The following is a 23674-nucleotide window of genomic DNA, read 5'->3' as shown; positions in this document are numbered from 1 at the left end:
GCCCCGCACCTGCGAAGGTGCGGGGCCGTTCCTTCGTCCCTTGCGTGAGGTCAGGACGAGGCCGGGGGGTACATCCCGCTCGGGAGCTTGGCCGCGGCCGCGCGGTCGAGGAGCCACAGGGTGCGGAACAGGCCGTAGGCCGCGGCCGCCGGGGCCTGGACCTCGCCCGCGCCACCGAGCGCGATGGACACCGCGCCGGCCTTGTCCTCGCCGGCCGCGAGCAGCCAGACCTCGCGGGCCGCGCGGATCGCCGGGAGCGTCAGGGAGATCCGGGTGGGCGGGGGCTTCGGGGCGCCGTGGACGCCGACCACCGTGCGCTCGGTCTCGCGGGCCGCAGGGTGCTCCGGGAAGAGGGAGGCCACGTGCGTGTCCGGGCCGACACCGAGCATCAGCACGTCGAAGCGGGGGACCGGGCCGTGGTCCTCGGGGCCGGCCGCCTTCGCGAGCTCGGCGGCGTACGATGCCGCCGCCGCGTCCACGTCGGGCCCGTACGGGCCGTCGGAGGCCGGCATGACGTGCACGCGGGCCGGGTCGACGGGGACGGAATCCAGGAGGGCCTCACGGGCCTGCGTGTGGTTGCGCTCGGGGTCGTCGGCGGGCACGTACCGCTCGTCGCCCCACCACAGGTCGAGGCGGGACCAGTCGACGGCGTCCCGGGCGGGGGCCGCCGCCAGTGCGGCGAGGAGGCCGTTGCCGTTGCGGCCGCCGGTGAGGACGACGGACGCGGTGCCGCGGGCCGTCTGCGCGTCCACGATCTTCGTGATGAGCCGGGCGGCCGCGGCCTGGGCCATCAGCTCCTTGTCCCGGTGGACGACGACCTGGGGTGTCGTCATGCCCATGTGCTGCCGCCTTCGTTGGTTGTGCGGGTGGTTCCGGTGCGGGCGGGTGCCGCTGCGCGGAGCCGCTCCCCGCCCCGCCCTTTCTCCGTTTCCCGGGCTCTGCCCGGACCCGCGCCTCAAACGCCGGCGAGGCTGAATCTTTCAGCCCGTCCGGCGTTTGAGGACTGGGGGTCCCCCCGGACGGAGTCTGGGGGAGGGTCTGGGGCGGAGCCCCAGTTTCGGGAAGGGGCGGGGCGGGGAGGCCCCGCGCAGCGGCTTCGCTACTTGGCCGCCGCCTTCTTGGCCGGCTTGGGCGCCGGCTTCGGGGTCTCGGCCTCCGCCTTGGCCGGGGCTTCGGCCGGAGCCTCCGCAGGGTTCAGGCGGGCCACGCCGAACTTCAGCGAGGCCTCGTACGTGTTGTCCGGGTCCAGGCGGCGGAGTTCCTCCGCCAGGAGCTCGGCCGTGTCGCGGCGCTTCAGCGCCACCGCACGGTCGGGCTGCCCCGGCATGCACAGCGTGGCCAGGGATCCGTCCGCCCGGTCGAGGACGATCACGCCGTCCTTGGTCTCCAGGCGCACGGCCGTCAGGCCCGGGCCCGCCGAGAGGGTGCGCGAGACCGGCACGCCGAGACGGTCCGCCAGCCACATGGCCAGCAGCTCGCAGCTCGGGTTGTCGTCCTCGCCCTCCACGGTCGCCGAGGTGACCTTCAGGGCCTGCTGGTCCAGCGCGGCCGCCAACATCGAGCGCCACGGGGTGATCCGGGTCCAGGACAGGTCCGTGTCCCCGGGTGCGTAGGACGCCGCCCGGGCCGCGAGCGCCCCGATCGGCTGTTCGCAGGAGTACGTGTCCGTGATCCGGCGCTGCCCCAGCGCGCCCAGCGGGTCGCCCGCCAGGTCGGACGGGGCACCCTCGGGCCACCAGACGACCACCGGAGCGTCCGGCAGCAGGAGCGGGAGAACCACCGACTGGGCGTGGTCGACCAGTTCGCCGTGAAGGCGGAGCACAACCGTTTCACCGCTGCCGGAGTCCGCCCCGACGCGGACTTCCGCGTCGAGACGGGCATCGCGGCGGCTGCGCGGCGAGCGGCTGACCCGCTTGATGACGACGACGATCCGCGAGGGGTGTTCGTGGGACGCGTCGTTCGCCGACTTGAGAGCGTCGTACGCGTTCTCTTCGTCGGTCACGATCACCAGCGTGAGGACCATGCCGATGGCCGGCGTGCCGATGTCCCGGCGTGCCTGCACCATCGCGGCGTTGATCTTGCTGGAGTTGGTCTCCGTGAGGTCGATCTTCATGGCCGGCGCCAGCTCCGTCCGTCTCGTGCGAGCATCTCGTCCGCCTCGACCGGCCCCCAGGTGCCCGCCGGGTACTGCGCGGGCTTGCCGTGCTTGTCCCAGTACTCCTCGATCGGGTCGAGGATGTTCCAGGACAGTTCGACCTCCTGGTGACGCGGGAAGAGGTTCGCGTCGCCGAGCAGGACGTCCAGGATGAGCCGCTCGTACGCCTCGGGGCTGGACTCCGTGAAGGACTCGCCGTAGGCGAAGTCCATCGTGACGTCGCGGACCTCCATGGAGGTGCCCGGGACCTTGGAGCCGAAGCGGACCGTGACGCCCTCGTCCGGCTGGACCCGGATGACCAGGGCGTTCTGGCCCAGCTCCTCCGTCGCGCCCGACTCGAACGGGAGGTACGGAGCCCGCTTGAAGACCACCGCGATCTCCGTCACCCGGCGGCCCAGGCGCTTGCCCGTCCGCAGGTAGAAGGGGACGCCCGCCCAGCGGCGGTTGTTGATCTCCAGGCGGATGGCCGCGTAGGTGTCGGTCTTCGACTTGGGGTCGATGCCGTCCTCTTCGAGGTACCCGACGACCTTCTCGCCGCCCTGCCACGCGGCCGCGTACTGGCCGCGCACGGTGTGCTTGCCCAGGTCCTCCGGCAGCTGCACCGCCGTCAGCACCTTGAGCTTCTCCGCCACCAGCGCCTTGGGGTGGAAGGAGCCGGGCTCCTCCATCGCGGTCAGCGCGAGCAGCTGGAGCAGGTGGTTCTGGATGACGTCACGGGCCGCGCCGATGCCGTCGTAGTAACCGGCCCGGCCGCCGATGCCGATGTCCTCGGCCATCGTGATCTGCACGTGGTCGACGTACGACCGGTTCCAGATCGGCTCGAACATCGTGTTGGCGAAGCGGAGCGCCAGGATGTTCTGGACGGTCTCCTTGCCGAGGTAGTGGTCGATCCGGAAGACCTCGTCCCGGGGGAAGACCTCGTGGACGACCTTGTTGAGTTCCTCGGCGCTCTTCAGGTCGTGGCCGAAGGGCTTCTCGATGACGGCACGCCGCCAGGAGCCCTCCTTCTGAGCCAGCCCGTGGTTCTTGAGCTGCTGGACCACCTTCGGGAAGAACTTCGGCGGCACGGACAGGTAGAAGGCGAAGTTGCCGCCGGTGCCCTGCGCCTTGTCGAGCTCGTCGATCGTCGACTTCAGGGTCTCGAAGGCCGCGTCGTCGTCGAAGTTCCCCTGCACGAACCGGCAGCCCTGCACCAGCTGCTGCCAGACCTCCTCCCGGAACGGCGTGCGCGAGTGCTCCTTGACGGCCTCGTACACCTCCTGGGCGAAGTCCTCGTGCTCCCACTCCCGGCGGGCGAAGCCGATCAGGGAGAAGCCCGGGGGCAGCAGGCCGCGGTTGGCGAGGTCGTAGACGGCAGGCATCAGCTTCTTGCGCGACAGGTCACCCGTAACGCCGAAAATGACCAGGCCGGACGGCCCCGCGATGCGCGGGAGCCGCCGGTCCTGTGCGTCACGAAGCGGGTTCGCTCCGTTTACAGACAAGGTGTTCAGGCCTCCGTGGGGGCGAGGCGCTCAAGCTCCGCCTCGGTCGACTTCAGCAGGTCGTTCCAGGACGCCTCGAACTTCTCGACGCCCTCGTCCTCGAGCAGCTGCACCACATCGTCGTACGAGATGCCCAGCTTCGCGACCGCGTCGAGCTCGGCGCGGGCCTGCTCGTAGGTGCCGCGCACGGTGTCACCGGTGATCTGACCGTGGTCCGCGGTGGCCTCCAGGGTGGCCTCCGGCATGGTGTTCACCGTGTTCGGGGCGACCAGGTCGTCCACGTACAGGGTGTCCTTGTACGCCGGGTCCTTGACGCCCGTCGAGGCCCACAGCGCGCGCTGCTTGTTGGCGCCGACACGCTCCAGGGCGGTCCAGCGGTCCGAGGAGAAGACCTCCTCGTACGCCTCGTAGGCCAAACGGGCGTTGGCGAGGGCCGCCTTGCCCTTGAGGGCCTTGGCCTCGTCGGTGCCGACGGTGTCCAGGCGCTTGTCGATCTCGCTGTCCACGCGGGACACGAAGAAGGAGGCGACCGAGTGGATCAGGGAGAGGTCCAGGCCTGCGGCCTTGGCCTTCTCCAGGCCCGCCAGGTACGCGTCCATGACCTCGCGGTAGCGCTCCAGCGAGAAGATCAGCGTGACGTTGACGCTGATGCCCTTGCCGATGACCTCGGTGATCGCCGGCAGGCCGGCCTTGGTCGCCGGGATCTTGATGAGCGTGTTCGGACGGTCCACCAGCCAGGCGAGCTGCTTGGCCTCGGCGATGGTCGCCGGGGTGTTGTGCGCCAGGCGCGGGTCGACCTCGATCGACACGCGACCGTCCTGGCCGTCCGTGCGGTCGTAGACCGGGCGCAGGATGTCGGCGGCGTCGCGGACGTCCGCCGTGGTGATCATGCGCAGGGCCTCTTCGACGGTGACCTTGCGGGTGGCGAGGTCGGTGAGCTGCTGCTCGTAGCCCTCGCCGCCGCTGATCGCCTTCTGGAAGATCGCCGGGTTGGTGGTGACACCGACCACGTGCGACTGGTCGATGAGCTCCGCCAGGTTGCCGGACGTGATGCGCTTGCGGGACAGGTCGTCCAGCCAGATCGCCACGCCCTCGTCGGAGAGGCGCTTGAGTGCGTCTGTCATGGGAATTGCATCTCCTACTGGTGTTGTACCGGCGTCAGCGCGCGTCGGCGGCGAGGCCACGGGTTTCATCGAGGGAAGCCTTGGCGGCGGCGGCCACGGCCTCGCCGGTGAAGCCGAACTCGCGGAACAGCACCTTCGCGTCGGCGGAGGCGCCGAAGTGCTCCAGCGACACGATCCGGCCGGCGTCGCCGACGTACCGGTGCCAGGTCAGGCCGATGCCGGCCTCGACCGCGACGCGGGCCTTCACCGAGGAGGGCAGGACGCTGTCCTTGTACTCCTGGTCCTGCTCCTCGAACCACTCGACGGACGGCATGGAGACGACCCGGGTGGGGATGCCCTCGGCCTGGAGCTGCTCGCGGGCCTCGACGGCCAGGTGCACCTCGGAGCCGGTGCCGATGAGGACGACCTGGGCGTCGCCACCGTCCGCCTCGAAGAGCACGTACCCGCCCTTGGCGGCGTCCTCGTTGCGCTCGTAGGTCGGCACGCCCTGGCGGGTCAGCGCCAGACCGTGCGGGGCGCCCTTGCCGAACACCTTGGTGTGGCGCTTGAGGATCTCGCGCCAGGCGACGGCGGTCTCGTTCGCGTCGGCCGGGCGGACGATGTTCAGGCCGGGGATGGCGCGCAGCGAGGCGAGGTGCTCGACCGGCTGGTGGGTCGGGCCGTCCTCGCCGAGGCCGATGGAGTCGTGCGTCCACACGTACGTGACCGGCACGTGCATCAGCGCGGAGAGGCGGACGGCGTTGCGCATGTAGTCGGAGAACACCAGGAAGGTGCCGCCGTAGACGCGGGTGTGGCCGTGCAGGGCGATGCCGTTCATGGCCGCGGCCATGGCGTGCTCGCGGATGCCGAAGTGGATGGTGCGGCCGTACGGGTCGGCCTCCGGCAGCGGGTTGCCCTTCGGCAGGAACGAGGAGTTCTTGTCGATGGTGGTGTTGTTGGAGCCGGCCAGGTCGGCCGAACCGCCCCACAGCTCCGGGATGACCGCGCCGAGCGCTTCGAGCACCTTGCCGGAGGCGGCGCGGGTGGCGACACCCTTGCCCGCCTCGAAGACGGGGAGCTTGTCCTCCCAGCCCGCGGGCAGCTCGTTGGCGTTGATGCGGTCGAACTCGGCGGCGCGCTCCGGGTTGGCGGTGCGCCAGGCGGAGAACTCCTTCTCCCACGCGCCCCGGGCCTCGCGGCCGCGGTCGCCGAGAGCGCGGGTGTGCGCGATGACCTCGTCGGAGACCTCGAAGGTCTGCTCCGGGTCGAAGCCGAGGACGCGCTTGGTGGCGGCGACCTCGTCGTCGCCGAGGGCCGAGCCGTGCGAGGCCTCGGTGCCCTGGGCGTGCGGGGCGGGCCAGGCGATGATGGAGCGGGCCGCGATGAAGGACGGGCGCTCTGTCTCGGCCTTGGCGGCCTGGAGGGCGGCGAACAGCGCCTTCGGGTCGAGGTCGCCGTTCTCCTGCTGCTCGACGCGCTGGACGTGCCAGCCGTACGCCTCGTAGCGCTTCATGGTGTCCTCGGAGACGGCCGTCTCCGTGTCACCCTCGATGGAGATGTGGTTGTCGTCCCACAGCAGCACCAGGTTGCCGAGCTTCTGGTGGCCCGCGAGGGCGGACGCCTCGTGGGAGATGCCCTCCTGGAGGCAGCCGTCGCCCGCGATCGCGTAGACCATGTGGTCGAACGGCGAAGTGCCCGCGGGGGCCTGCGGGTCGAACAGGCCGCGCTCGTAGCGGGCGGCCATGGCCATGCCCACCGCGTTGGCGATGCCCTGGCCGAGGGGGCCGGTGGTGGTCTCCACGCCGGCCGTGTGGCCGTACTCCGGGTGGCCGGGGGTCTTGGAACCCCAGGTGCGGAACGCCTTGATGTCGTCCAGCTCCAGCCCGAACCCGCCGAGGTACAGCTGGGTGTAGAGGGTGAGGGACGAGTGCCCCGCAGAGAGCACGAAGCGGTCGCGGCCAACCCACTCGGGGTCAGCCGGGTCGTGCCGCATGACCTTCTGGAAGAGGGTGTACGCGGCGGGGGCCAGGCTCATAGCCGTACCGGGGTGGCCGTTTCCGACCTTCTGAACCGCGTCAGCGGCCAGGATGCGGGCGGTGTCGACGGCCCGCTGGTCCAGTTCGGTCCAGTCGAGCTCTGTGGTCGTCGGCTTGGTGCTCACCGTGGGTCAGGGCTCCTCTCCACATGTATGAATCCCGGTGACGAACGGTGCACCGGCGCGATTCCGAGCCTACCCCCGTAACAGCGTGCAGCTATTCGAGTGCCCACACTCTGTCACTGGTTGTTCAGCTCCGTTCGGGCCAACACGACGCGACCCCCGCGCAGGGCGACGTAAGACCAACGTCTACAGTGGCGTGGTACGTGCAAGCCCTTACGGAGCTTGCTGGTTTCTCTCTCAGGGGTGCGTGTGACGGCCGTCGAATCCCGTCCAGCGGGGGTGCTCGGGACGAGCCCCGGTCACCGGCCGTTCGGGGCCCGGGCCATGGCTTTCGTGGCTTTGACCAAGCCGCGGATCATCGAACTTCTGCTGATCACCACAGTCCCGGTGATGTTCCTCGCCGAGCAGGGCGTGCCCTCGTTGTGGCTGGTCCTCGCGACCTGCTTCGGCGGCTACCTGTCCGCGGGCGGCGCCAACGCGCTGAACATGTACATCGACCGCGACATCGACGCGCTGATGGACCGGACCTCGCAGCGCCCGCTGGTGACCGGCATGGTCAGCCCGCGCGAGTGCCTGGTCTTCGGCATCACCCTCGGAGTGGTCTCCACCCTCTTCTTCGGGCTGATCGTCAACTGGCTGTCGGCGGCGCTCGCGCTCGGTGCGCTCCTCTTCTACGTGGTCGTCTACACGATGCTGCTGAAGCGGCGCACCGCCCAGAACATCGTCTGGGGCGGCATCGCGGGCTGTATGCCGGTGCTGATCGGTTGGTCTGCGGTCAAGAACGAGGTCTCCTGGGCCGCGGTCATCCTCTTCCTCGTCATCTTCTTCTGGACGCCGCCGCACTACTGGCCGCTGTCGATGAAGGTGAAGGACGACTACGCGCGCGTCGGCGTGCCGATGCTTCCGGTCGTGGCCGGGAACAAGGTCGTGGCCCGTCAGATCGTGCTCTACAGCTGGGTGATGGTGGCGGTCTCGCTGCTGCTGACCCCGCTGGGCTACACCGGCTGGTTCTACACCGCGGTCGCGCTGGTCGCGGGCGGCTGGTGGCTGTGGGAGGCGCACGCGCTGCACGCACGGGCCAAGGCCGGCGTGACGGGCGCGAAGCTCAAGGAGATGCGACTGTTCCACTGGTCCATCACGTATGTGTCGCTGCTCTTCGTGGCGGTGGCCGTGGATCCCTTCCTCCGCTGATTACTCACCGGTAGCATGCCCTCCATGGGAGACACCGCAGACACCGCGGCCGCCGCAGGCGGCGCGGACAAGAAGCAGGACCGTACGGCGACGAAGCTGGCCAAGCAGATCGGCGCGTTCGCCAAGCACCACGGCGGCGCCGAGGGTCAGATCGCCCACATCGGCCAGGCCGGCACCCGCATCGTGCTCGTGGGCACCGACGGCGGCTGGGGCGACCTGGTCGCCCCCAGCTTCGCCGTGGCGCAGCTGGCCGCCGAGAAGGCCGGGCTGACCCTCCACGAGGAGTTCGACGGCGAGTTCGCCGCGCGGGTGAAGACCGGCCCGTACGAGTGGACGCGCATGGCCGGAATCCAGCTCGGCGGAACCGCCAACCCGGCGGCCTGAGCCGGCCTCCCGGCGCCCCGGTGCCGTCTCGGTCAACAGCACGAGAAACACCTCACACCCCGCTCACCCGTTAGGACGTGTGGAAGCCCCTTCCTCACGTCCGCAACGGGATGCCCGGATGATCGAAACGCCGCCCCTGGTGGACCAGTACTGCCACGGAGTACTCCGTACGGAGCTGGGCCTGGGCACCTTCGAGGCCCAGCTGCTCCCTGCGGCGGGCCCGCCCGCCGCGGGGACCACCTTCTTCGACACCCAGACCGGCTTCGCCGTGCGCCGCTGGTGCCCGCCGCTGCTCGGGCTGGAGCCGCACGCCGCCCCCGCCCGCTATCTGGCCCGGCGCCGCGAGCTCGGCGTGGCCGAGTCGGCGCGGCTGCTGCTGAGGGGCTCCGCGGTCGCCGCCTACCTGGTCGACACCGGGGAGGCCGGGGACCTCACCGGGCCCAAGGAACTGGCGCTCGCGGGGGACGCGGAGGCCTTGGAGACGGTCCGGCTGGAGTTACTGGCCGAGCAGGTCGCCGACACCTCCGGGACGGTGGCCGCCTTCCTCGCCAACCTTGCCGAGGCCGTCCACCATGCCGCCGCCGGTGCCGCGGCCTTCACCTGCGCCGCTGCCCCGGGCTTCGCCGCCGAGCCGCCCGGCCCCGGCGAGGTGCGCGGGGCGGCCGGGCGGTGGCTGGACCGGCGCACCAGGGGCGGAGCCGTACGGGACCCCGTGTTGCTGCGGCACCTGCTGTGGAGCGCGGTGTCCTCCGGGTTGCCGCTCCAGCTGCACGCGGGCGCGGGGGAGCAGGCCGCGCTGACCGGCTTCGTACGGGCCACCGAGGGCCTGGGCGCGCGGCTCGTACTGCTGGGCTCGTACCCCCACCACCGGCACGCGGCGCGGCTGGCCGCGGCCTTCCCGCACGTCTACGCGGACACCGGCGCGGCCCTGGGGCGGACCGGCGCCGGCGCCGCGACGGTGCTCGCGGAGCTGCTGGAGATCGCGCCGTTCGGGAAGCTGATGTTCTCCAGCGGCGGGAGCCGGCTGCCCGAGCTGCACGCGGTCGGCGCCCTGGTCTTCCGGGAGGCGCTGGGCCGGGTGCTGGGCGGCTGGGTCGCCGACGGGTCCTGGTCCTGGCGGGACGCCGACCGGGTGGCCGCCCTGGTCGCGGCGGGCAACGCCCGCCGCGTCTACCGGCTGGACGAGCGGGGGTAGGGCCCGCCGTCGGATCAGACGGTGGAGAGCTGCGCGTCGCCCTGGGCCGGGATCTCCGCCTGCTCCACGGGCCGCTCGCGCAGGCTCAGAGCGATCCGGAGCACCGCGATCCACACCAGGCAGGAGCCGAGCATGTGGGCGGCGACCAGGAGCTCCGGCAGCTCCGTGAAGAACTGCACGTAACCGATGCCGCCCTGCGCGAGCAGCACGATCAGCAGATCGCGGGCGCGGGCCCGGGTGTCGGTGGGCGCGTCCACGACCCGCAGCGCCAGCCACATCGCCACGGCCAGCGCGCACACCAGCCACGCGGCGACGGCGTGCACATGGGCGGTGGCCGCCCAGTCGAACGGCATCCGCTTGATCTCGCTCTTGTCGCCGGCGTGCGGTCCGGAGCCGGTGACGACCGTGCCCGCCGCGATCAGCACGAGGGTGGTGGCGATCAGCGCCCACGACAGCTTGCGCACCGGACCGGGCACGCGCGGCCGGGGGGCGCCGTCGCCCTCACGGGTGCGCTGCCAGGAGACGGTGGTGACCGCGATCAGGCCGGTGGCGAGCAGGAAGTGACCGGCGACGCTGTACGGGTTGAGCCCCGTCAGAACGGTGATGCCGCCGAGCACCGCGTTGCCCATGACGAGGGCGAACTGGGCCCAGCCGAGCTTCGTCAGGGACTGCCGCCAGGGCTTGGTCGAGCGGGCCGCGAGGATGAACCAGCCGACGGCCGCGCTGAGCACGTACGTCAGCATCCGGTTGCCGAATTCGATGGCGCCGTGGAAGCCCTGGGCCTGCGTCACGACCAGGCTGTCGTCGGTGCACTTGGGCCAGGTGTCGCAGCCGAGACCGGATCCGGTCAGCCGCACCGCGCCGCCGGTGACGATGATGGCCACGCTCATCAGGAGCGCGGCGGTCGCTGCCCGCCGGACGGTCCGGGGTGACGGCGTCCAGCGGTCGGCGATGTATGCGAATGGGTTCAACACGGCCCCTATCGTAGGCGTCGCCTTGTGCAAAGTTTCACGAGGGGGTGGTGTCGAGAGGTGCCTCGGGGCCGACGGTCAGGCGGAACCGGGCGCCGGCCGGGTCGCCCTCCTCGTGCCACCACAGGCGGATGCGCCAATGGCCGCCGTCGCCCGGACAGTCGGCCGAGGCCGCGAAGGCGTGCGCCACTTCTGACGCTACGTCCGAGGCTGTCCTGTTTCTCACTTCTGTAGAGCCATGCCAGGGATGACCTATTACGTTCCACAGGCCGTCCGTGCCGCGCACCTCCACGCGCCACACCGCGAGCCACGGGGTGACGTCCAGCATCGTGTGCACCTGCTCGGAGCTCAGCCCCAGCCGCGCGGCGATCTCGTCCTCCGCCACCCCCTGGATACGGGCGGCCACCACGGCCTGCGGCAGTAGCCGTTCGGGCAGCAGCCCCTCCGCGCGCAAGCGGACCAGGGAGGTGAAGGCCAGGAACCGCAGGCGCAGTTCCAACTGGCGGCCTATGTGGTCGAGGGCCTCCTCGGCCTCCTCGGACTCCTCCGGGCCGGTGTCCGCGAGCAGCAGCTGCCGGAAGTCCGCCTCCGCGTCCACCGCCCAGGCCACCGCCTCCTCCGCGAGACCCAGCTCCGCGAGGCGGTCCCCGAGGAACACCTTCGCCTGGGCGAGCCCCCGCCGATTGACCGGATCGCGCTGGTCCAGGCCCGACCACACCTCGACTGCGGTGCGGGTCAGGTCACGGGCCCGCTCGCCGGCCGCCCGTTCCATGGCGCTCGGGCCCTCGGAGGCTGCCGGCCCCAGCGGGTGCCTCGGCAGCCGTGCGTCGTCGCTCAGCGGCCAGGCCAGCCACACCCCGTGGTTGATCAGCCCGCGTGCGTACCAGCGGGCGTAGTCGGGGGAGTACGGGGCCGCGCGCTCGGAGCTCCGCAGGCCCTCCTCGATCGTGGCGAGGGCGGTGGCGCGGTCCCCCTCGGCGAAGCGCAGGGCCGCCCGGTCGGCCAGCCGCAGCCCCAGCAGCGCGGTGCACTCGGGGTCGTCGGTGAGCGGGCGCAGGGCGCCGATCAGCTCGTCGAGGAGCCGCTCGCGTTCCTCGGGTTCCGCGTGCGCCGCCCCCGACCGCACCCGTGCCCACTGCTCGTCCAGCCGAAGTACGGCCTCCCGCTGCACCATGTCCGCCCCCCGGCTTCATGTGTGGAGGCGCCCATCCTCGCGGCTGTGCCGTCGCGAGGGGAAGGGTTTCATTCCCAGCGGAAGAGCCGCGCGGCGGCGCCCAGACCGAGTACGGCCCAGGCGGCGAGCACGGCCGCGTCGCCCCACGGCAGCGCCGCCCCGTGCTGGAGCACCTCGCGCAGACCGTCGGACAGGGCGGAGATGGGCAGCAGGCCCAGCACGGCCTGGGCGGCGTCCGGGAACTTCTCCAGCGGCACGATCACCCCGCCGCCGACCAGCAGCAACAGGAACACCAGGTTGGCGGCGGCCAGGGTGATCTCGGCCTTGAGGGTGCCCGCCATCAGCAGCCCCAGCCCGGAGAAGGCGGCGGTGCCGAGGAGGATCAGTGCGGCGACCGACAGCGGGTTCCCGTGCGGAGACCAGCCCAGCGCGAAGGCGATCACCGTCAGCAGGGCGATCTGGAGCACCTCGGTGACCAGCACCGACAGGGTCTTGGCCGCCATGAGTGCCCAGCGCGGCAGCGGGGAGGCCCCGAGCCGCTTGAGGACCCCGTAGCGGCGGTCGAAGCCGGTGGCGATGGCCTGGCCGGTGAAGGCGGTGGACATCACGGCGAGGGCCAGGACGCCGGGGGCCAGGAAGTCCACGGACTTCTCCGAACCCGTGTCGATGATGTCCACGGCCGAGAAGAGGGTCAGCAGCAGCGCCGGGATGATCACGGTCAGCAGCAGCTGCTCCCCGTTGCGCAGCAGCATCCGGGTCTCCAGCGCCGTCTGCGCGAGGATCATGCGGGAAACCGGGGCCGCTCCCGGTGCGGGGGTGAACGTACCGGCGCTCATGCGCGCAGCTCCTTGCCCGTGAGCTCGAGGAAAACGTCTTCGAGGGTGTGCCGCTCCACCGAGAGGCTGTCCGGCATCACTCCGTGCTGCGCGCACCAGGACGCGACGGTGGCCAACAGCTGCGGGTGGACGTCGCCGGTGACCCGGTAGACGCCCGGGGTGAGCTCGCTGGCCTCGGTGCCGTCGGGCAGCGCCTTCAGCAGGGAGGCGAGGTCGAGGGAGGGGCGGCCGGTGAAGCGCAGGGTGTTCTCGGCGCCGCCCCGGCACAGCTGCTCGGGGCTGCCGTGGGCGATGACGCGGCCCGCGTCGACGATGGCGACCTCGTCCGCGAGCTGCTCGGCCTCGTCCATGTGGTGGGTGGTGAGGACGACGGAGACCCCGTCGGCGCGCAGCTCCCGTACGAGGTCCCAGGTCGCGCGGCGGGCCTGCGGGTCCAGGCCGGCGGTGGGCTCGTCCAGGAAGACCAGCTCGGGGCGGCCGACCACGGCCATGGCCAGGGCCAGGCGCTGCTGCTGGCCGCCGGAGAGCCGGCGGTAGGGGGTGCGGCCGCAGCCGCCGAGGCCGAGGCGTTCCACCAGGGGGTCCACGTCGAGCGGGTCGGCGTACAGCTTGGCCATGTGGCGCAGCATCTCCACGGCGCGGGCTCCGGAGTAGACGCCTCCGGACTGGAGCATCACGCCGATCCGGGGGCGCAGTGCCTCGGCCTGGGCGACCGGGTCGAGACCGAGGACGCGGACGGTTCCGGCGTCGGGGCGGCGGTAGCCCTCGCAGGTTTCCACAGTGGTCGTCTTGCCCGCGCCGTTGGGACCGAGGACCGCGGTGACGGAGGCCCTGCGGACGGTGAGGTCCAGTCCGTCCACCGCTGTTTTGGGGCCGTACCGCTTCACCAGTCCGCGGATCTCCACGGCGGGGTCGTTGCTCATGGGGGATGAGTCTACGGAGCCGGGGAGGGGGCCCAAGGTCCCGGGGGCGCGAGGGTCACGGGCCCGCCCATTGATGACCTTTTCGCGCGGTCGGGCCGCGGCCCGGGCCCTAGCGTCGAAGGGTGAACAGCATCGCTCAGAACGTCGAAGCCACCTCGGGGCAGGCCGAGCACAAGGCCCATGACCTGGGGCACCCGCCGCGGTTCTTCGTGTCTGCGATGCTCGCCGGGGCGTACATCGCGATCGGCGAGGTGCTGCTGCTGGTGGCGGTCTCGCCGTTCGCGGCCAAGGGTTCGGCGGGGGTGAAGCTGCTGGAGGGCGCGGTCTTCCCGATCGCACTGACGATCGTGATGTTCGCCGGCGCCCAGCTCTTCACGAGCAACGTGATGGTGATGCTGGTCGGCGCGCTGTCCGGCCGGACCGGGGTCAAGGACCTGCTGTCCTCGTGGGCCCTGTGCCTGACCGGCAACCTGCTCGGGGCCTTCGGCTTCGGGGCGATGGTGCACGCCTCCGGGGTGACCTCCACGCCGTCCGCCCGGGCCATGCTCACCGAGATGGTGCACACGAAGATCGCGCTCGGCGGCGGGCAGCTCTTCTGGCGCGCGGTGCTCTGCAACATGCTCGTCTGCCTGGGCGTCTGGATGTTCACCCGGGCCCGGGGCGACGCCGCGAAGATCTTCGTGCTGTGGCTGCCGGTGGCGGTATTCGTCGCCGTGGGATTCGAACACTGCGTCGCGAACATGGCCCTTTTCAGCCTCGCGATCCTGGATGGCTCAGCGTCGGTCAGTGATCTTTTCCAAAATCTGATCTTCACCGTGCCGGGAAACGTCGTGGGTGGAGGATTGCTGGTGGGAGCCGTGTACTGGTTCGCCGGAGGGGCCGGGCGGGAAGGTGGATTGTTTGCCTCCGAATAACTCTGCGTCGACAAATTAGGTAACCCTTAGTGATGGATGCCACCAGGAGTGGCCTCGGTCACGGCTTGTCGGGGCTCGGTTAATTACGCAACAATGGCGTTGTGAAATACGGCGAACGGCAGACCGAGACCCCCCAGGGGGAGCTCGCCACCGGGGAGCGGTCAACCCGCAACCGCGTGGCGCGCTCGATCCTGGACCACGGTCCGTCCACCGTCGCCGACCTCGCCCAGCGCCTCGGCCTCACCCAGGCCGCCGTCCGCCGCCACCTCGACACGCTCGTCGCCGACGACGTGGTCGCACCCCGTGAGCAGCGCGTGTACGGCGCGCGCACCCGGGGTCGGCCCGCCAAGGTCTTCGCGCTCACCGACTGCGGCCGCGACGCCTTCGACCAGTCCTACGACGCGCTCGCCGCGGACGCCCTGCGCTGGATCGCGCAGTCCGTCGGCGGGGGCGAGAAGGGGGAGGCGGCCGTTGCCGCCTTCGCCCGGGCCCGGATGGAGACGCAGGCGCGGAGCTACCGGGAAGCCGTCGACGCGGCCGCCCCGGCGGACCGCACGGAGGCCCTTGCCAGGGCGTTGACCGCGGACGGGTACGCTGCTACGGCGAAGAGCGCTCCCGGTCCGCACAGCGGTGAACAGCTCTGCCAGCACCACTGCCCGGTCGCGCATGTCGCCGAGCAGTTCCCGCAGCTCTGCGAGGCGGAGACCGAGGTCTTCTCCCGCCTGCTCGGGACACATGTGCAGCGACTCGCCACGATCGCCCACGGCGACGGGGTGTGCACGACGTTCATTCCGCGTAGCGCGAGCGCCACACAGACCGACACATCAGTATCTGCAAGTACGGCCGGGAGGAACCCCGCATGACCACGGAGACTGCTCACCCTGAGCTCGATGGCCTGGGCACCTACGAATACGGCTGGGCCGACTCCGACGCGGCCGGCGCGGCTGCCAAGCGGGGTCTGTCCGAAGAGGTCGTCCGCGACATCTCGGCGAAGAAGTCCGAGCCGGAGTGGATGCTGAACCTCCGCCTCAAGGGCCTCAAGCTGTTCGACAAGAAGCCCATGCCGAACTGGGGTTCCGACCTCTCGGGCATCGACTTCGACAACATCAAGTACTTCGTGCGTTCGACCGAGAAGCAGGCCGCTTCCTGGGAGGACCTGCCCGAGGACATCAAGAACACGTACGACAAGCTCGGCATCCCCGAGGCGGAGAAGCAGCGCCTCGTCGCCGGTGTCGCGGCCCAGTACGAGTCCGAGGTCGTCTACCACCAGATCCGTGAGGACCTGGAGGAGCAGGGCGTCATCTTCCTCGACACGGACACCGCGCTCAAGGAGCACCCGGAGCTCTTCCAGGAGTACTTCGGCACGGTCATCCCGGTCGGCGACAACAAGTTCGCCTCGCTGAACACCGCCGTCTGGTCCGGTGGCTCGTTCATCTACGTCCCCAAGGGCGTCCAGGTGGACATCCCGCTCCAGGCCTACTTCCGTATCAACACGGAGAACATGGGTCAGTTCGAGCGGACGCTGATCATCGTCGACGAGGACGCCTACGTCCACTACGTCGAGGGCTGCACCGCCCCGATCTACTCCTCGGACTCGCTGCACAGCGCCGTGGTCGAGATCATCGTGAAGAAGGGCGGCCGCTGCCGCTACACGACCATCCAGAACTGGTCGAACAACGTCTACAACCTGGTCACCAAGCGCGCCGTGGCGTACGAGGGCGCGACCATGGAGTGGATCGACGGCAACATCGGTTCCAAGGTCACCATGAAGTACCCGGCCGTCTACCTGATGGGCGAGCACGCCAAGGGCGAGACCCTGTCCATCGCCTTCGCGGGCGAGGGCCAGCACCAGGACGCCGGCTCCAAGATGGTCCACATGGCGCCGAACACCTCCTCGAACATCGTCTCCAAGTCGGTGGCCCGAGGCGGCGGCCGCACCTCCTACCGCGGTCTCGTCGAGATCGGCGAGGGTGCGTCGGGCTCCAAGTCCAACGTGCTGTGCGACGCGCTCCTGGTCGACACCATCTCCCGCTCGGACACCTACCCCTACGTGGACGTCCGCGAGGACGACGTGACGATGGGCCACGAGGCCACCGTCTCCAAGGTCTCCGACGACCAGCTCTTCTACCTGATGCAGCGCGGCCTCACCGAATTCGAGGCCATGGCCATGATCGTGCGCGGCTTCGTCGAGCCGATCGCGAAGGAGCTGCCGATGGAGTACGCGCTGGAGCTCAACCGGCTGATCGAGCTGCAGATGGAGGGCTCGGTCGGCTAGTCCCGACCGCCCCGTCCGCAGCACATTCTTTGACGAAGGAAGAGAGCAAGACGACAGCCATGGCTGAGGCTCAGAACATTCCGGCGGGCTCCACCACCGCCGGCGCGATCGCGGTGGCCGCCGAGTCCACCGTCGCCACCCGGATGAGCGCGCCCCCGTCCTTCGACGTGGCCGACTTCCCGGTTCCGCACGGCCGCGAGGAGGAGTGGCGGTTCACCCCGCTCGCCCGCCTCAAGGGTCTGCACGACGGCACCGCGGTCGCCAACGGCACCATGAAGGCCCAGATCGACGCGCCCGAGGGCGTGACGGTCGAGTCCGTCGAGCGCGGCGACGAGCGGATCGGCAAGGCCGGCACCCCCGTCGACCGGGTCTCCGCGCAGGCGTTCTCCTCGTTCGCCAAGGCCACGGTCGTCACCGTGCCCAAGGAGACCGTGCTCGACGAGCCGATCCGCGTCGCGCTGCACGGTGAGGGCGGTACGACCTTCGGTCACACCGTCTTCGACATCAAGCCGTTCGCCGAGGCGATCATCGTGATCGACCACACGGGCGACGGCGTGCGCGCCGCCAACGTCGACATCCTCGTCGGCGACGGCGCCAAGGTCACCTTCGTGTCCGTGCAGGACTGGGACGACACCGCCGTCCACACCTCGCAGCACAACGCCCTGGTCGGTCGCGACGCCACCTTCAAGTCCGTGGTCGTCACCTTCGGCGGCGACTTGGTCCGCCTGCACCCGCGCGTCACCTACGCGGGCCCCGGCGGCGAGGCCGAGATGCTCGGGCTCTACTTCACGGACGCCGGCCAGCACCAGGAGCACCGCCTCCTGGTCACGCACGACGCCCCGCACTGCAAGTCGAACGTGGTCTACAAGGGCGCGCTCCAGGGCCAGGACGCCCACGCCGTCTGGATCGGTGACGTGCTCATCGAGAAGACCGCCGAGGGCACCGACACCTACGAGATGAACCGCAACCTCGTCCTCACGGACGGCGCGCGGGTCGACTCGGTGCCGAACCTGGAGATCGAGACCGGCGAGATCGTCGGCGCCGGTCACGCCTCCGCCACCGGCCGCTTCGACGACGAGCAGCTCTTCTACCTGCGGTCCCGAGGCATCCCGGCCGACGAGGCCCGCCGCCTGGTCGTGCGCGGCTTCTTCGCCGAGCTCGTCCAGCAGATCGGTGTCGCGGACATCGAAGAGCGCCTGATCGCGAAGATCGAGGCCGAGTTGGCGGCGGCCGTCTGATGACGTACCTCAAGGTCTGCACGCTGAGCGAGCTCGAGGAGAACACCCCGAAGCGGGTGGAACTCGACGGCACGCCGGTGTCCATCGTCTCCACCGACGGGGAGGTGTTCGCGATCAACGACATCTGCTCGCACGCGAACGTCTCCCTCTCGGAGGGCGAGGTCGAAGACTGCATGATCGAGTGCTGGCTGCACGGGTCGGCCTTCGACCTGCGCACCGGCAAGCCCTCCGGTCTGCCCGCGACGCGCCCCGTCCCCGTATACCCCGTAAAGATCGAAGGGGACGACGTGCTCGTCTCCCTCACCCAGGAGTCCTGAGGTATCCATGGCAACGCTTGAAATCCACGACCTGCACGTCTCCGTCGAGGCCGAGAACGGCGCCCGCGAGATCCTCAAGGGCGTCGACCTCACCGTCAAGCAGGGTGAGACGCACGCCATCATGGGTCCGAACGGCTCCGGCAAGTCCACCCTCGCGTACTCGCTCGCCGGTCACCCGAAGTACACCATCACCGGTGGCACCGTGACCCTCGACGGCGAAGACGTCCTGGAGATGTCCGTCGACGAGCGCGCCCGCGCCGGCGTCTTCCTCGCCATGCAGTACCCGGTCGAGGTCCCCGGCGTCTCGGTCTCCAACTTCCTGCGCACCTCGGCCACCGCCATCCGCGGCGAGGCGCCGAAGCTGCGTACCTGGGTGAAGGAGGTCAAGTCCGCGATGGAGCAGCTCCAGATGGACCCGGCCTTCGCCGAGCGCAACGTCAACGAGGGCTTCTCCGGCGGTGAGAAGAAGCGCCACGAGATCCTCCAGCTGGAGCTCCTCAAGCCGAAGATCGCGATCCTCGACGAGACCGACTCCGGCCTCGACGTCGACGCGCTGCGCCAGGTGTCCGAGGGCGTCAACCGCGTCCGCGCGACCGGCGAGGTCGGCACGCTGCTGATCACGCACTACACGCGGATCCTCCGCTACATCAAGCCCGACTTCGTCCACGTCTTCTCGGAAGGCCGCATCGTCGAGTCCGGTGGTGCCGAGCTCGCCGACAAGCTGGAGGCGGAAGGCTACGAGTCGTACAGCACGAAGGGTGGCGCGACCGCGTGATTCAGTTGCCTGGCCTCCTCGACATCGAGGCGATCCGCAAGGACTTCCCCCTGCTGGATCGTGTGGTCCACGACGGGAAGAAGATCGTTTACCTGGACAACGCGGCGACCTCCCAGAAGCCGCGCCAGGTACTCGACGCGCTGAACGAGTACTACGAGCAGCACAACGCCAACGTCCACCGTGGCGTGCACGTGCTCGCCGAGGAGGCCACGGCGCTGTACGAGGGTGCTCGCGACAAGGTCGCCGCCTTCATCAACGCACCGAGCCGCGACGAGGTGATCTTCACCAAGAACGCCTCGGAGTCGCTCAACCTGGTCGCGAACATGCTCGGCTGGGCGGACGAGCCCTACCGGGTCGACCGCGACACCGAGATCGCCATCACGGAGATGGAGCACCACTCCAACATCGTGCCGTGGCAGCTGCTCGCGCAGCGCACCGGCGCGAAGCTGAAGTGGTTCGGCCTCACCGACGACGGCCGGCTCGACCTGTCCAACATCGAAGAGGTCATCACGGAGAAGACGAAGATCGTCTCCTTCACGCTGGTCTCCAACATCATGGGCACGGTCAACCCGGTCGAGGCGATCGTCCGGCGCGCCCAGGACGTCGGCGCCCTGGTGCTGATCGACGCCTCGCAGGCCGCTCCGCACATGCCGCTGGACGTGCAGGCGCTCGGCGCCGACTTCGTGGCCTTCACCGGTCACAAGATGTGCGGCCCGACCGGCATCGGCGTCCTCTGGGGCCGCCAGGAGCTCCTGGAGGACCTGCCTCCGTTCCTCGGCGGCGGCGAGATGATCGAGACCGTGTCGATGCACGCCTCGACGTACGCCCCGGCGCCCCACAAGTTCGAGGCGGGTACGCCCCCGATCGCCCAGGCCGTCGGCCTCGGCGCGGCCGTGGACTACCTCACCGCGATCGGCATGGACAAGATCGCCGCTCATGAGCACGCGATCACCGAGTACGCGATCAAGCGTCTCGCCGAGGTGCCCGACCTGCGGATCATCGGCCCCACCACGGCCGAGGACCGCGGGGCCGCGATCTCCTTCGTGCTGGGCGACATCCACCCGCACGACGTCGGCCAGGTGCTCGACGAGCAGGGCATCGCGGTCCGCGTGGGACACCACTGCGCCCGCCCGGTCTGCCTGCGGTACGGAATTCCGGCGACCACGCGAGCGTCTTTCTACCTGTACTCCTCTCCCGCGGACGTCGACGCGCTGATCGACGGGCTGGAGCACGTACGGAACTTCTTCGGCTGACTAGGGCGACGAGGACGACGAGGACGCTGTGAAGCTGGATTCGATGTACCAGGAACTGATCCTGGACCACTACAAGCACCCGCACGGGCGTGGCCTGCGCGACGGCGACGCCGAGGTGCACCACGTCAACCCGACGTGCGGCGATGAGATCACGCTCCGCGTGAAGTACGACGGCGAGACGCTCACCGACGTCTCCTACGAGGGCCAGGGCTGCTCCATCAGCCAGGCCAGCGCGTCCGTGCTCAACGAGCTGCTGGTCGGCAAGGAACTGGCCGAGGCGCAGAAGATCCAGGCCGTCTTCCTGGAGATGATGCAGTCCAAGGGCAAGATCGAACCCGACGAGGCCATGGAGGAGGTGCTGGAGGACGCGGTCGCGTTCGTCGGCGTCTCCAAGTACCCGGCTCGCGTGAAGTGTGCTCTGCTGAGTTGGATGGCGTGGAAGGACGCGACGGCCCAGGCTCTGGGCGACGCGGAGAGGAAGACGGCATGACCGAGAACGCGACGCCCGAGGCGTCGACCAAGCCGGCCACCGAGGAAGAGGTCCGCGAGGCCCTCTACGACGTCGTCGACCCCGAGCTGGGCATCGACGTCGTCAACCTGGGCCTGATCTACGGCATCCACATCGACGACGCGAACATCGCCACCCTCGACATGACCCTGACCTCGGCGGCCTGCCCGCTGACGGACGTCATCGAGGACCAGGCGAAGTCGGCGACGGACGGCATCGTCAATGAACTCCGGATCAACTGGGTCTGGATGCCCCCGTGGGGCCCGGACAAGATCACGGACGACGGTCGTGAGCAGCTCCGCGCGCTCGGCTTCAACGTCTGACCGACGTGTACATGTGAGGGCCCCCGGCACGGTCGTGCCGGGGGCCCTCCCTGTTCCCCGGGCCGACAAGTGGCGTGCACCGGGAGTTGGCCACGGTGGCCGAATCTTCTCGACGGCCGTCACGACGCGGCGGCCGTACGGGTTCGTTCGTGGGGGTCACCGATGAAGAAGCAGTTGTCCATCGCAGGGATCGCGGCGCTGCTGCTCGTCGCGGCGAACGCGCCCGCGCAGGCCGTCACGTACGGGACACCGACCATCACGCTCTCCGCGTCCTACGTGTCCGGGGCCGTCGGCGCCGTGGGCGACCCCGTGGTGAACGTGACCGTGGGGCAGAGCGGAGCGGACGCCTCCGCGCTGACGGTCAGCGCCTCCGCTTCGAGCAGGACCTCGGTCGCCGGGACCGGGGACGTCACCGTGACCGGCGCCGGAGCGGTGCGGCAGCTCGCCGTCACCGCGCGGGGGCGCGGCTACACCAACCTGACGGTCAAGGTGACCGGGCTCGGCGGCAAGACCGCCACCAAGACGCTGTACTACGCCGCCTCGGACGCCGTGCAGAACCCGGCCGAGGCGCGGTACCTCACCGGGTCCTCGGACGCCTCGGCCGCCGTGGACGTGGGCGGCGGGTACACGATCGTCGCGGACGACGAGTCCAACGTGCTGCGCCTTTACGACCGTGCCCGTTCGGGCGCGCCCGTGCGGACCTGGGACTTCAGCTCGCAGCTCGGGGTCAGCAAGGAGGTGGACATCGAGGGGGCCACCCGCATCGGTGACACCGTCTACTGGACGGGCTCGCTCGGCAACAACAAGGACGGCGAGTACAAGGCGCCCCGGAACACCGTGTTCACCACCAAGGTGACCGGCTCGGGGTCGGCCACGCAGCTCGCCTACGGGCGCTCGTACAAGAAGCTGCGCGAGGACCTGGTGGCCTGGGACGTCGCGAACGGCGACCGGTACGGCTTCGCGGCCGGTACCGCGGCGGGCGAGGTGCCGAAGCAGGTCGACGGGTTCAACGTGGAGGGGCTGGAGTTCGCCCCGGGCTCGACCAGCACGGCCTACGTGGGCTTCCGGGCCCCGCTGGCGCCGGCCGCGCTCGGCGGCAAGGCCCTGATCGTGCCGGTCACCAACTTCGACCAGGTCCTGGCGACCGGGGCCACGGCGGTCTTCGGCGCGGGCGTCGAACTGGACCTCGGCGGACTGTCCGTGCGGGACATCCGCAAGAACGCGGCGAACCAGTACCTGATCCTGGCGGGCTCCTGGGCCGCCGACGACAACACGGACCCGTACGCGCTCTACCAGTGGGACGGCGTCCCCGGCCACGCGCCCGTCAAGCGGGCCGACCTGCCCACCACGGACCCGGGCGGCTGGGAGGCCGTCGTGGACGTGCCCGACCTGTCGGTGCCGGGCGCCCGGGTGCAGCTGATCACGGACAGCGGCTCCGCGGACCTGTACGGGGACGGCACGGAGGCCAAGGACCTCACGCACCCGGAGTGGAAGAAGGCCCGCGCGGCCTGGTTCACGCTGGGCTGACCCGGCGGCTGCGCACGGCGATGTGTACGGGTGTACGCAACGATGCGTACACCCGTACACTCGGTCCGGTGCCTTACGTACTGCTTGCCGCCGCCATAGCCGCCGAGGTCGCCGGAACCACCGCGATGAAGTACAGCGACGGCTTCACGAAGCTGTGGCCGTCGCTGGGCACGCTGCTCGGCTACGTCATCGCCTTCACCCTGCTGGCGCAGACCCTGAAGTCGATGTCGGTGGGCACGGCGTACGCGATCTGGGCGGGCGTCGGCACGGCCGCCATCGCCGCCATCGGCATGGTGTTCATGGGGGAGGCGGCCACCGCCGCGAAGATCGCCGGCCTCGCGCTGGTGATCTGCGGGGTGGTCCTACTCAACCTCGGCGGGGCGCACTGATGCCCGCCGGCGTACGGCGCTACGACCCCGACCGGCGGCAGCGGATCATCGACGCGGCGATCCGGGTGGTGGGCGCCAAGGGCATCGCGGGGCTGAGCCACCGCAGCGTGGCCGCGGAGGCCGACGTACCGCTCGGGTCGACGACGTACCACTTCAAGACGCTGGACGACCTGATGGTCGCGGCGCTCCGTCAGGCCAACGAGGGCTTCACCCCCGCGCCGGCCCTGCCGGAGCCGGACCTGGCGGGGGCGCTGGCCCGCCTGCTCGGGGAGTTCCTGACGGCCGACCGGAGCCGGGTCGAGCTGGAGTACGAGCTCTACCTGGCGGCCCTGCGCCGGCCGGCGCTGCGGCCGGTGGCGGCGGAGTGGTGCGAGTCGGTCGTGGCGGCGCTGGCCCCGCGAACCGATCCGGTGACGGCCCGCGCGCTGGTCGCCGTCATGGACGGCATCAGCCTGCAGGTCCTCCTGACGGACGCGGAGTACGACGAGGCGTACGCCCGCGAAATCTTGAGCCGGGTCCTGCGGTCCGCCTAGCGGGCGCCGCCGCTTCCTGGGGCTCCGCCCCAGACCCCGCGCCTCAAACGC

At 70.4% G+C, this 23674-nt stretch carries 24 protein-coding genes; 15 read left to right on the top strand and 9 right to left on the bottom strand.

All coding sequences use genetic code 11. The features are described from left to right. Positions 1-50: 50 nt before the first annotated feature. The 5 genes from pgl to tkt all read right to left on the bottom strand — a co-directional run bounded on the left by pgl (position 51) and on the right by tkt (position 6900). Positions 51-833 carry a 6-phosphogluconolactonase gene (gene pgl / locus ACFV9H_RS37825; RefSeq protein ID WP_385407821.1) on the bottom strand — a complete coding sequence of 261 codons (783 nt, stop codon included), beginning with the start codon at positions 831-833 and terminating at the stop codon, positions 51-53. A 266-nt stretch (positions 834-1099) separates the two neighbouring features. Further along, on the bottom strand, positions 1100-2113 hold the full coding sequence (gene opcA / locus ACFV9H_RS37820; RefSeq protein WP_385407818.1) for a glucose-6-phosphate dehydrogenase assembly protein OpcA: 1014 nt from the start codon (positions 2111-2113) through the stop codon (positions 1100-1102). After that, positions 2110-3636, bottom strand: coding sequence for a glucose-6-phosphate dehydrogenase (gene zwf, locus ACFV9H_RS37815; protein WP_385407816.1), 1527 nt, complete (start codon positions 3634-3636; stop codon positions 2110-2112). The genes opcA and zwf overlap by 4 nt, the downstream gene beginning before the upstream one ends. Before the next feature lie 5 nt (positions 3637-3641). Continuing rightward, positions 3642-4760, bottom strand: a complete 1119-nt coding sequence (gene tal / locus ACFV9H_RS37810; RefSeq protein ID WP_385407813.1) for a transaldolase — start codon at positions 4758-4760, stop codon at positions 3642-3644. Positions 4761-4794: 34 nt separating this feature from the next. Beyond that, entirely contained in the window at positions 4795-6900 is a 2106-nt protein-coding gene (gene tkt / locus ACFV9H_RS37805; RefSeq protein ID WP_385407811.1) for a transketolase, read from the bottom strand. A 246-nt stretch (positions 6901-7146) separates the two neighbouring features. Between tkt and ACFV9H_RS37800 the strand changes: the two genes are divergently transcribed. The 3 genes from ACFV9H_RS37800 (at position 7147) to ACFV9H_RS37790 (ending at position 9667) form a co-directional block, all read left to right on the top strand. Continuing rightward, positions 7147-8088, top strand: coding sequence for a heme o synthase (locus ACFV9H_RS37800; protein ID WP_385407808.1), 942 nt, complete (start codon positions 7147-7149; stop codon positions 8086-8088). A 15-nt stretch (positions 8089-8103) separates the two neighbouring features. After that, on the top strand, positions 8104-8472 hold the full coding sequence (locus tag ACFV9H_RS37795; protein ID WP_385407805.1) for a hypothetical protein: 369 nt from the start codon (positions 8104-8106) through the stop codon (positions 8470-8472). Positions 8473-8590: 118 nt separating this feature from the next. Continuing rightward, entirely contained in the window at positions 8591-9667 is a 1077-nt protein-coding gene (locus ACFV9H_RS37790) for an amidohydrolase family protein (protein ID WP_385407802.1), read from the top strand. A gap of 14 nt (positions 9668-9681) precedes the next feature. Here ACFV9H_RS37790 and ACFV9H_RS37785 read toward each other — a convergent pair whose 3' ends face one another. The 4 genes from ACFV9H_RS37785 to ACFV9H_RS37770 form a co-directional block, all read right to left on the bottom strand. Continuing rightward, the gene (locus ACFV9H_RS37785) at positions 9682-10671 is read right to left on the bottom strand and encodes a heme A synthase (protein ID WP_385407798.1); all 990 of its coding nucleotides are present in this window, start codon (positions 10669-10671) and stop codon (positions 9682-9684) included. A gap of 4 nt (positions 10672-10675) precedes the next feature. Next, positions 10676-11812 (bottom strand): hypothetical protein, encoded by a 1137-nt coding sequence (locus ACFV9H_RS37780; RefSeq protein ID WP_385407795.1) that lies wholly within the window; start codon positions 11810-11812, stop codon positions 10676-10678. 68 nt (positions 11813-11880) lie between these two features. After that, positions 11881-12648, bottom strand: a complete 768-nt coding sequence (locus ACFV9H_RS37775) for an ABC transporter permease (protein ID WP_385407792.1) — start codon at positions 12646-12648, stop codon at positions 11881-11883. Continuing rightward, on the bottom strand, positions 12645-13571 hold the full coding sequence (locus tag ACFV9H_RS37770; RefSeq protein ID WP_385407789.1) for an ABC transporter ATP-binding protein: 927 nt from the start codon (positions 13569-13571) through the stop codon (positions 12645-12647). The genes ACFV9H_RS37775 and ACFV9H_RS37770 overlap by 4 nt, the downstream gene beginning before the upstream one ends. 122 nt (positions 13572-13693) lie before the next feature. Between ACFV9H_RS37770 and ACFV9H_RS37765 the strand changes: the two genes are divergently transcribed. The 12 genes from ACFV9H_RS37765 to ACFV9H_RS37710 all read left to right on the top strand — a co-directional run bounded on the left by ACFV9H_RS37765 (position 13694) and on the right by ACFV9H_RS37710 (position 23623). Beyond that, on the top strand, positions 13694-14485 hold the full coding sequence (locus tag ACFV9H_RS37765; protein WP_385407786.1) for a formate/nitrite transporter family protein: 792 nt from the start codon (positions 13694-13696) through the stop codon (positions 14483-14485). Between the two features lie 101 nt (positions 14486-14586). Then, complete coding sequence (locus tag ACFV9H_RS37760; protein WP_385407783.1) at positions 14587-15348, top strand: helix-turn-helix transcriptional regulator; 762 nt, start codon at positions 14587-14589, stop codon at positions 15346-15348. Then, the gene (gene sufB, locus ACFV9H_RS37755) at positions 15345-16760 is read left to right on the top strand and encodes a Fe-S cluster assembly protein SufB (RefSeq protein ID WP_385407781.1); all 1416 of its coding nucleotides are present in this window, start codon (positions 15345-15347) and stop codon (positions 16758-16760) included. Before ACFV9H_RS37760 ends, sufB begins: the two co-directional genes overlap by 4 nt. Positions 16761-16819: 59 nt before the next feature. Continuing rightward, positions 16820-17998, top strand: coding sequence for a Fe-S cluster assembly protein SufD (gene sufD, locus ACFV9H_RS37750; RefSeq protein WP_385407779.1), 1179 nt, complete (start codon positions 16820-16822; stop codon positions 17996-17998). Next, positions 17998-18315 (top strand): bifunctional 3-phenylpropionate/cinnamic acid dioxygenase ferredoxin subunit, encoded by a 318-nt coding sequence (locus tag ACFV9H_RS37745; protein ID WP_376659673.1) that lies wholly within the window; start codon positions 17998-18000, stop codon positions 18313-18315. Before sufD ends, ACFV9H_RS37745 begins: the two co-directional genes overlap by 1 nt. A gap of 7 nt (positions 18316-18322) precedes the next feature. After that, a complete protein-coding gene (gene sufC, locus ACFV9H_RS37740) occupies positions 18323-19090 on the top strand; it encodes a Fe-S cluster assembly ATPase SufC (RefSeq protein WP_007263436.1) in 768 nt (255 codons plus the stop codon). After that, positions 19087-20343, top strand: coding sequence for a cysteine desulfurase (locus ACFV9H_RS37735; protein WP_385407777.1), 1257 nt, complete (start codon positions 19087-19089; stop codon positions 20341-20343). Before sufC ends, ACFV9H_RS37735 begins: the two co-directional genes overlap by 4 nt. 28 nt (positions 20344-20371) lie before the next feature. After that, positions 20372-20833 (top strand): Fe-S cluster assembly sulfur transfer protein SufU, encoded by a 462-nt coding sequence (sufU, locus tag ACFV9H_RS37730; RefSeq protein ID WP_030027090.1) that lies wholly within the window; start codon positions 20372-20374, stop codon positions 20831-20833. Continuing rightward, positions 20830-21174: a metal-sulfur cluster assembly factor gene (locus ACFV9H_RS37725; RefSeq protein WP_030027092.1), complete on the top strand. Its 345-nt coding sequence runs from the start codon at positions 20830-20832 to the stop codon at positions 21172-21174. Before sufU ends, ACFV9H_RS37725 begins: the two co-directional genes overlap by 4 nt. 162 nt (positions 21175-21336) lie before the next feature. Further along, positions 21337-22701: a DUF3616 domain-containing protein gene (locus tag ACFV9H_RS37720; protein WP_385407774.1), complete on the top strand. Its 1365-nt coding sequence runs from the start codon at positions 21337-21339 to the stop codon at positions 22699-22701. Between the two features lie 68 nt (positions 22702-22769). Continuing rightward, positions 22770-23090 (top strand): DMT family transporter, encoded by a 321-nt coding sequence (locus ACFV9H_RS37715; protein ID WP_385407772.1) that lies wholly within the window; start codon positions 22770-22772, stop codon positions 23088-23090. Beyond that, positions 23090-23623, top strand: coding sequence for a TetR/AcrR family transcriptional regulator (locus ACFV9H_RS37710; protein ID WP_385407770.1), 534 nt, complete (start codon positions 23090-23092; stop codon positions 23621-23623). Before ACFV9H_RS37715 ends, ACFV9H_RS37710 begins: the two co-directional genes overlap by 1 nt. The last annotated feature ends 51 nt before the right edge of the window (positions 23624-23674 follow it).

Origin of the sequence: Streptomyces sp. NPDC059874, from assembly GCF_042731135.1 — a bacterium.
Lineage (GTDB): Bacteria > Actinomycetota > Actinomycetes > Streptomycetales > Streptomycetaceae > Streptomyces.
The sequence above is the reverse complement of the archived record's forward strand: the minus strand, read 5'-3'. Positions and strand labels throughout refer to the sequence as shown.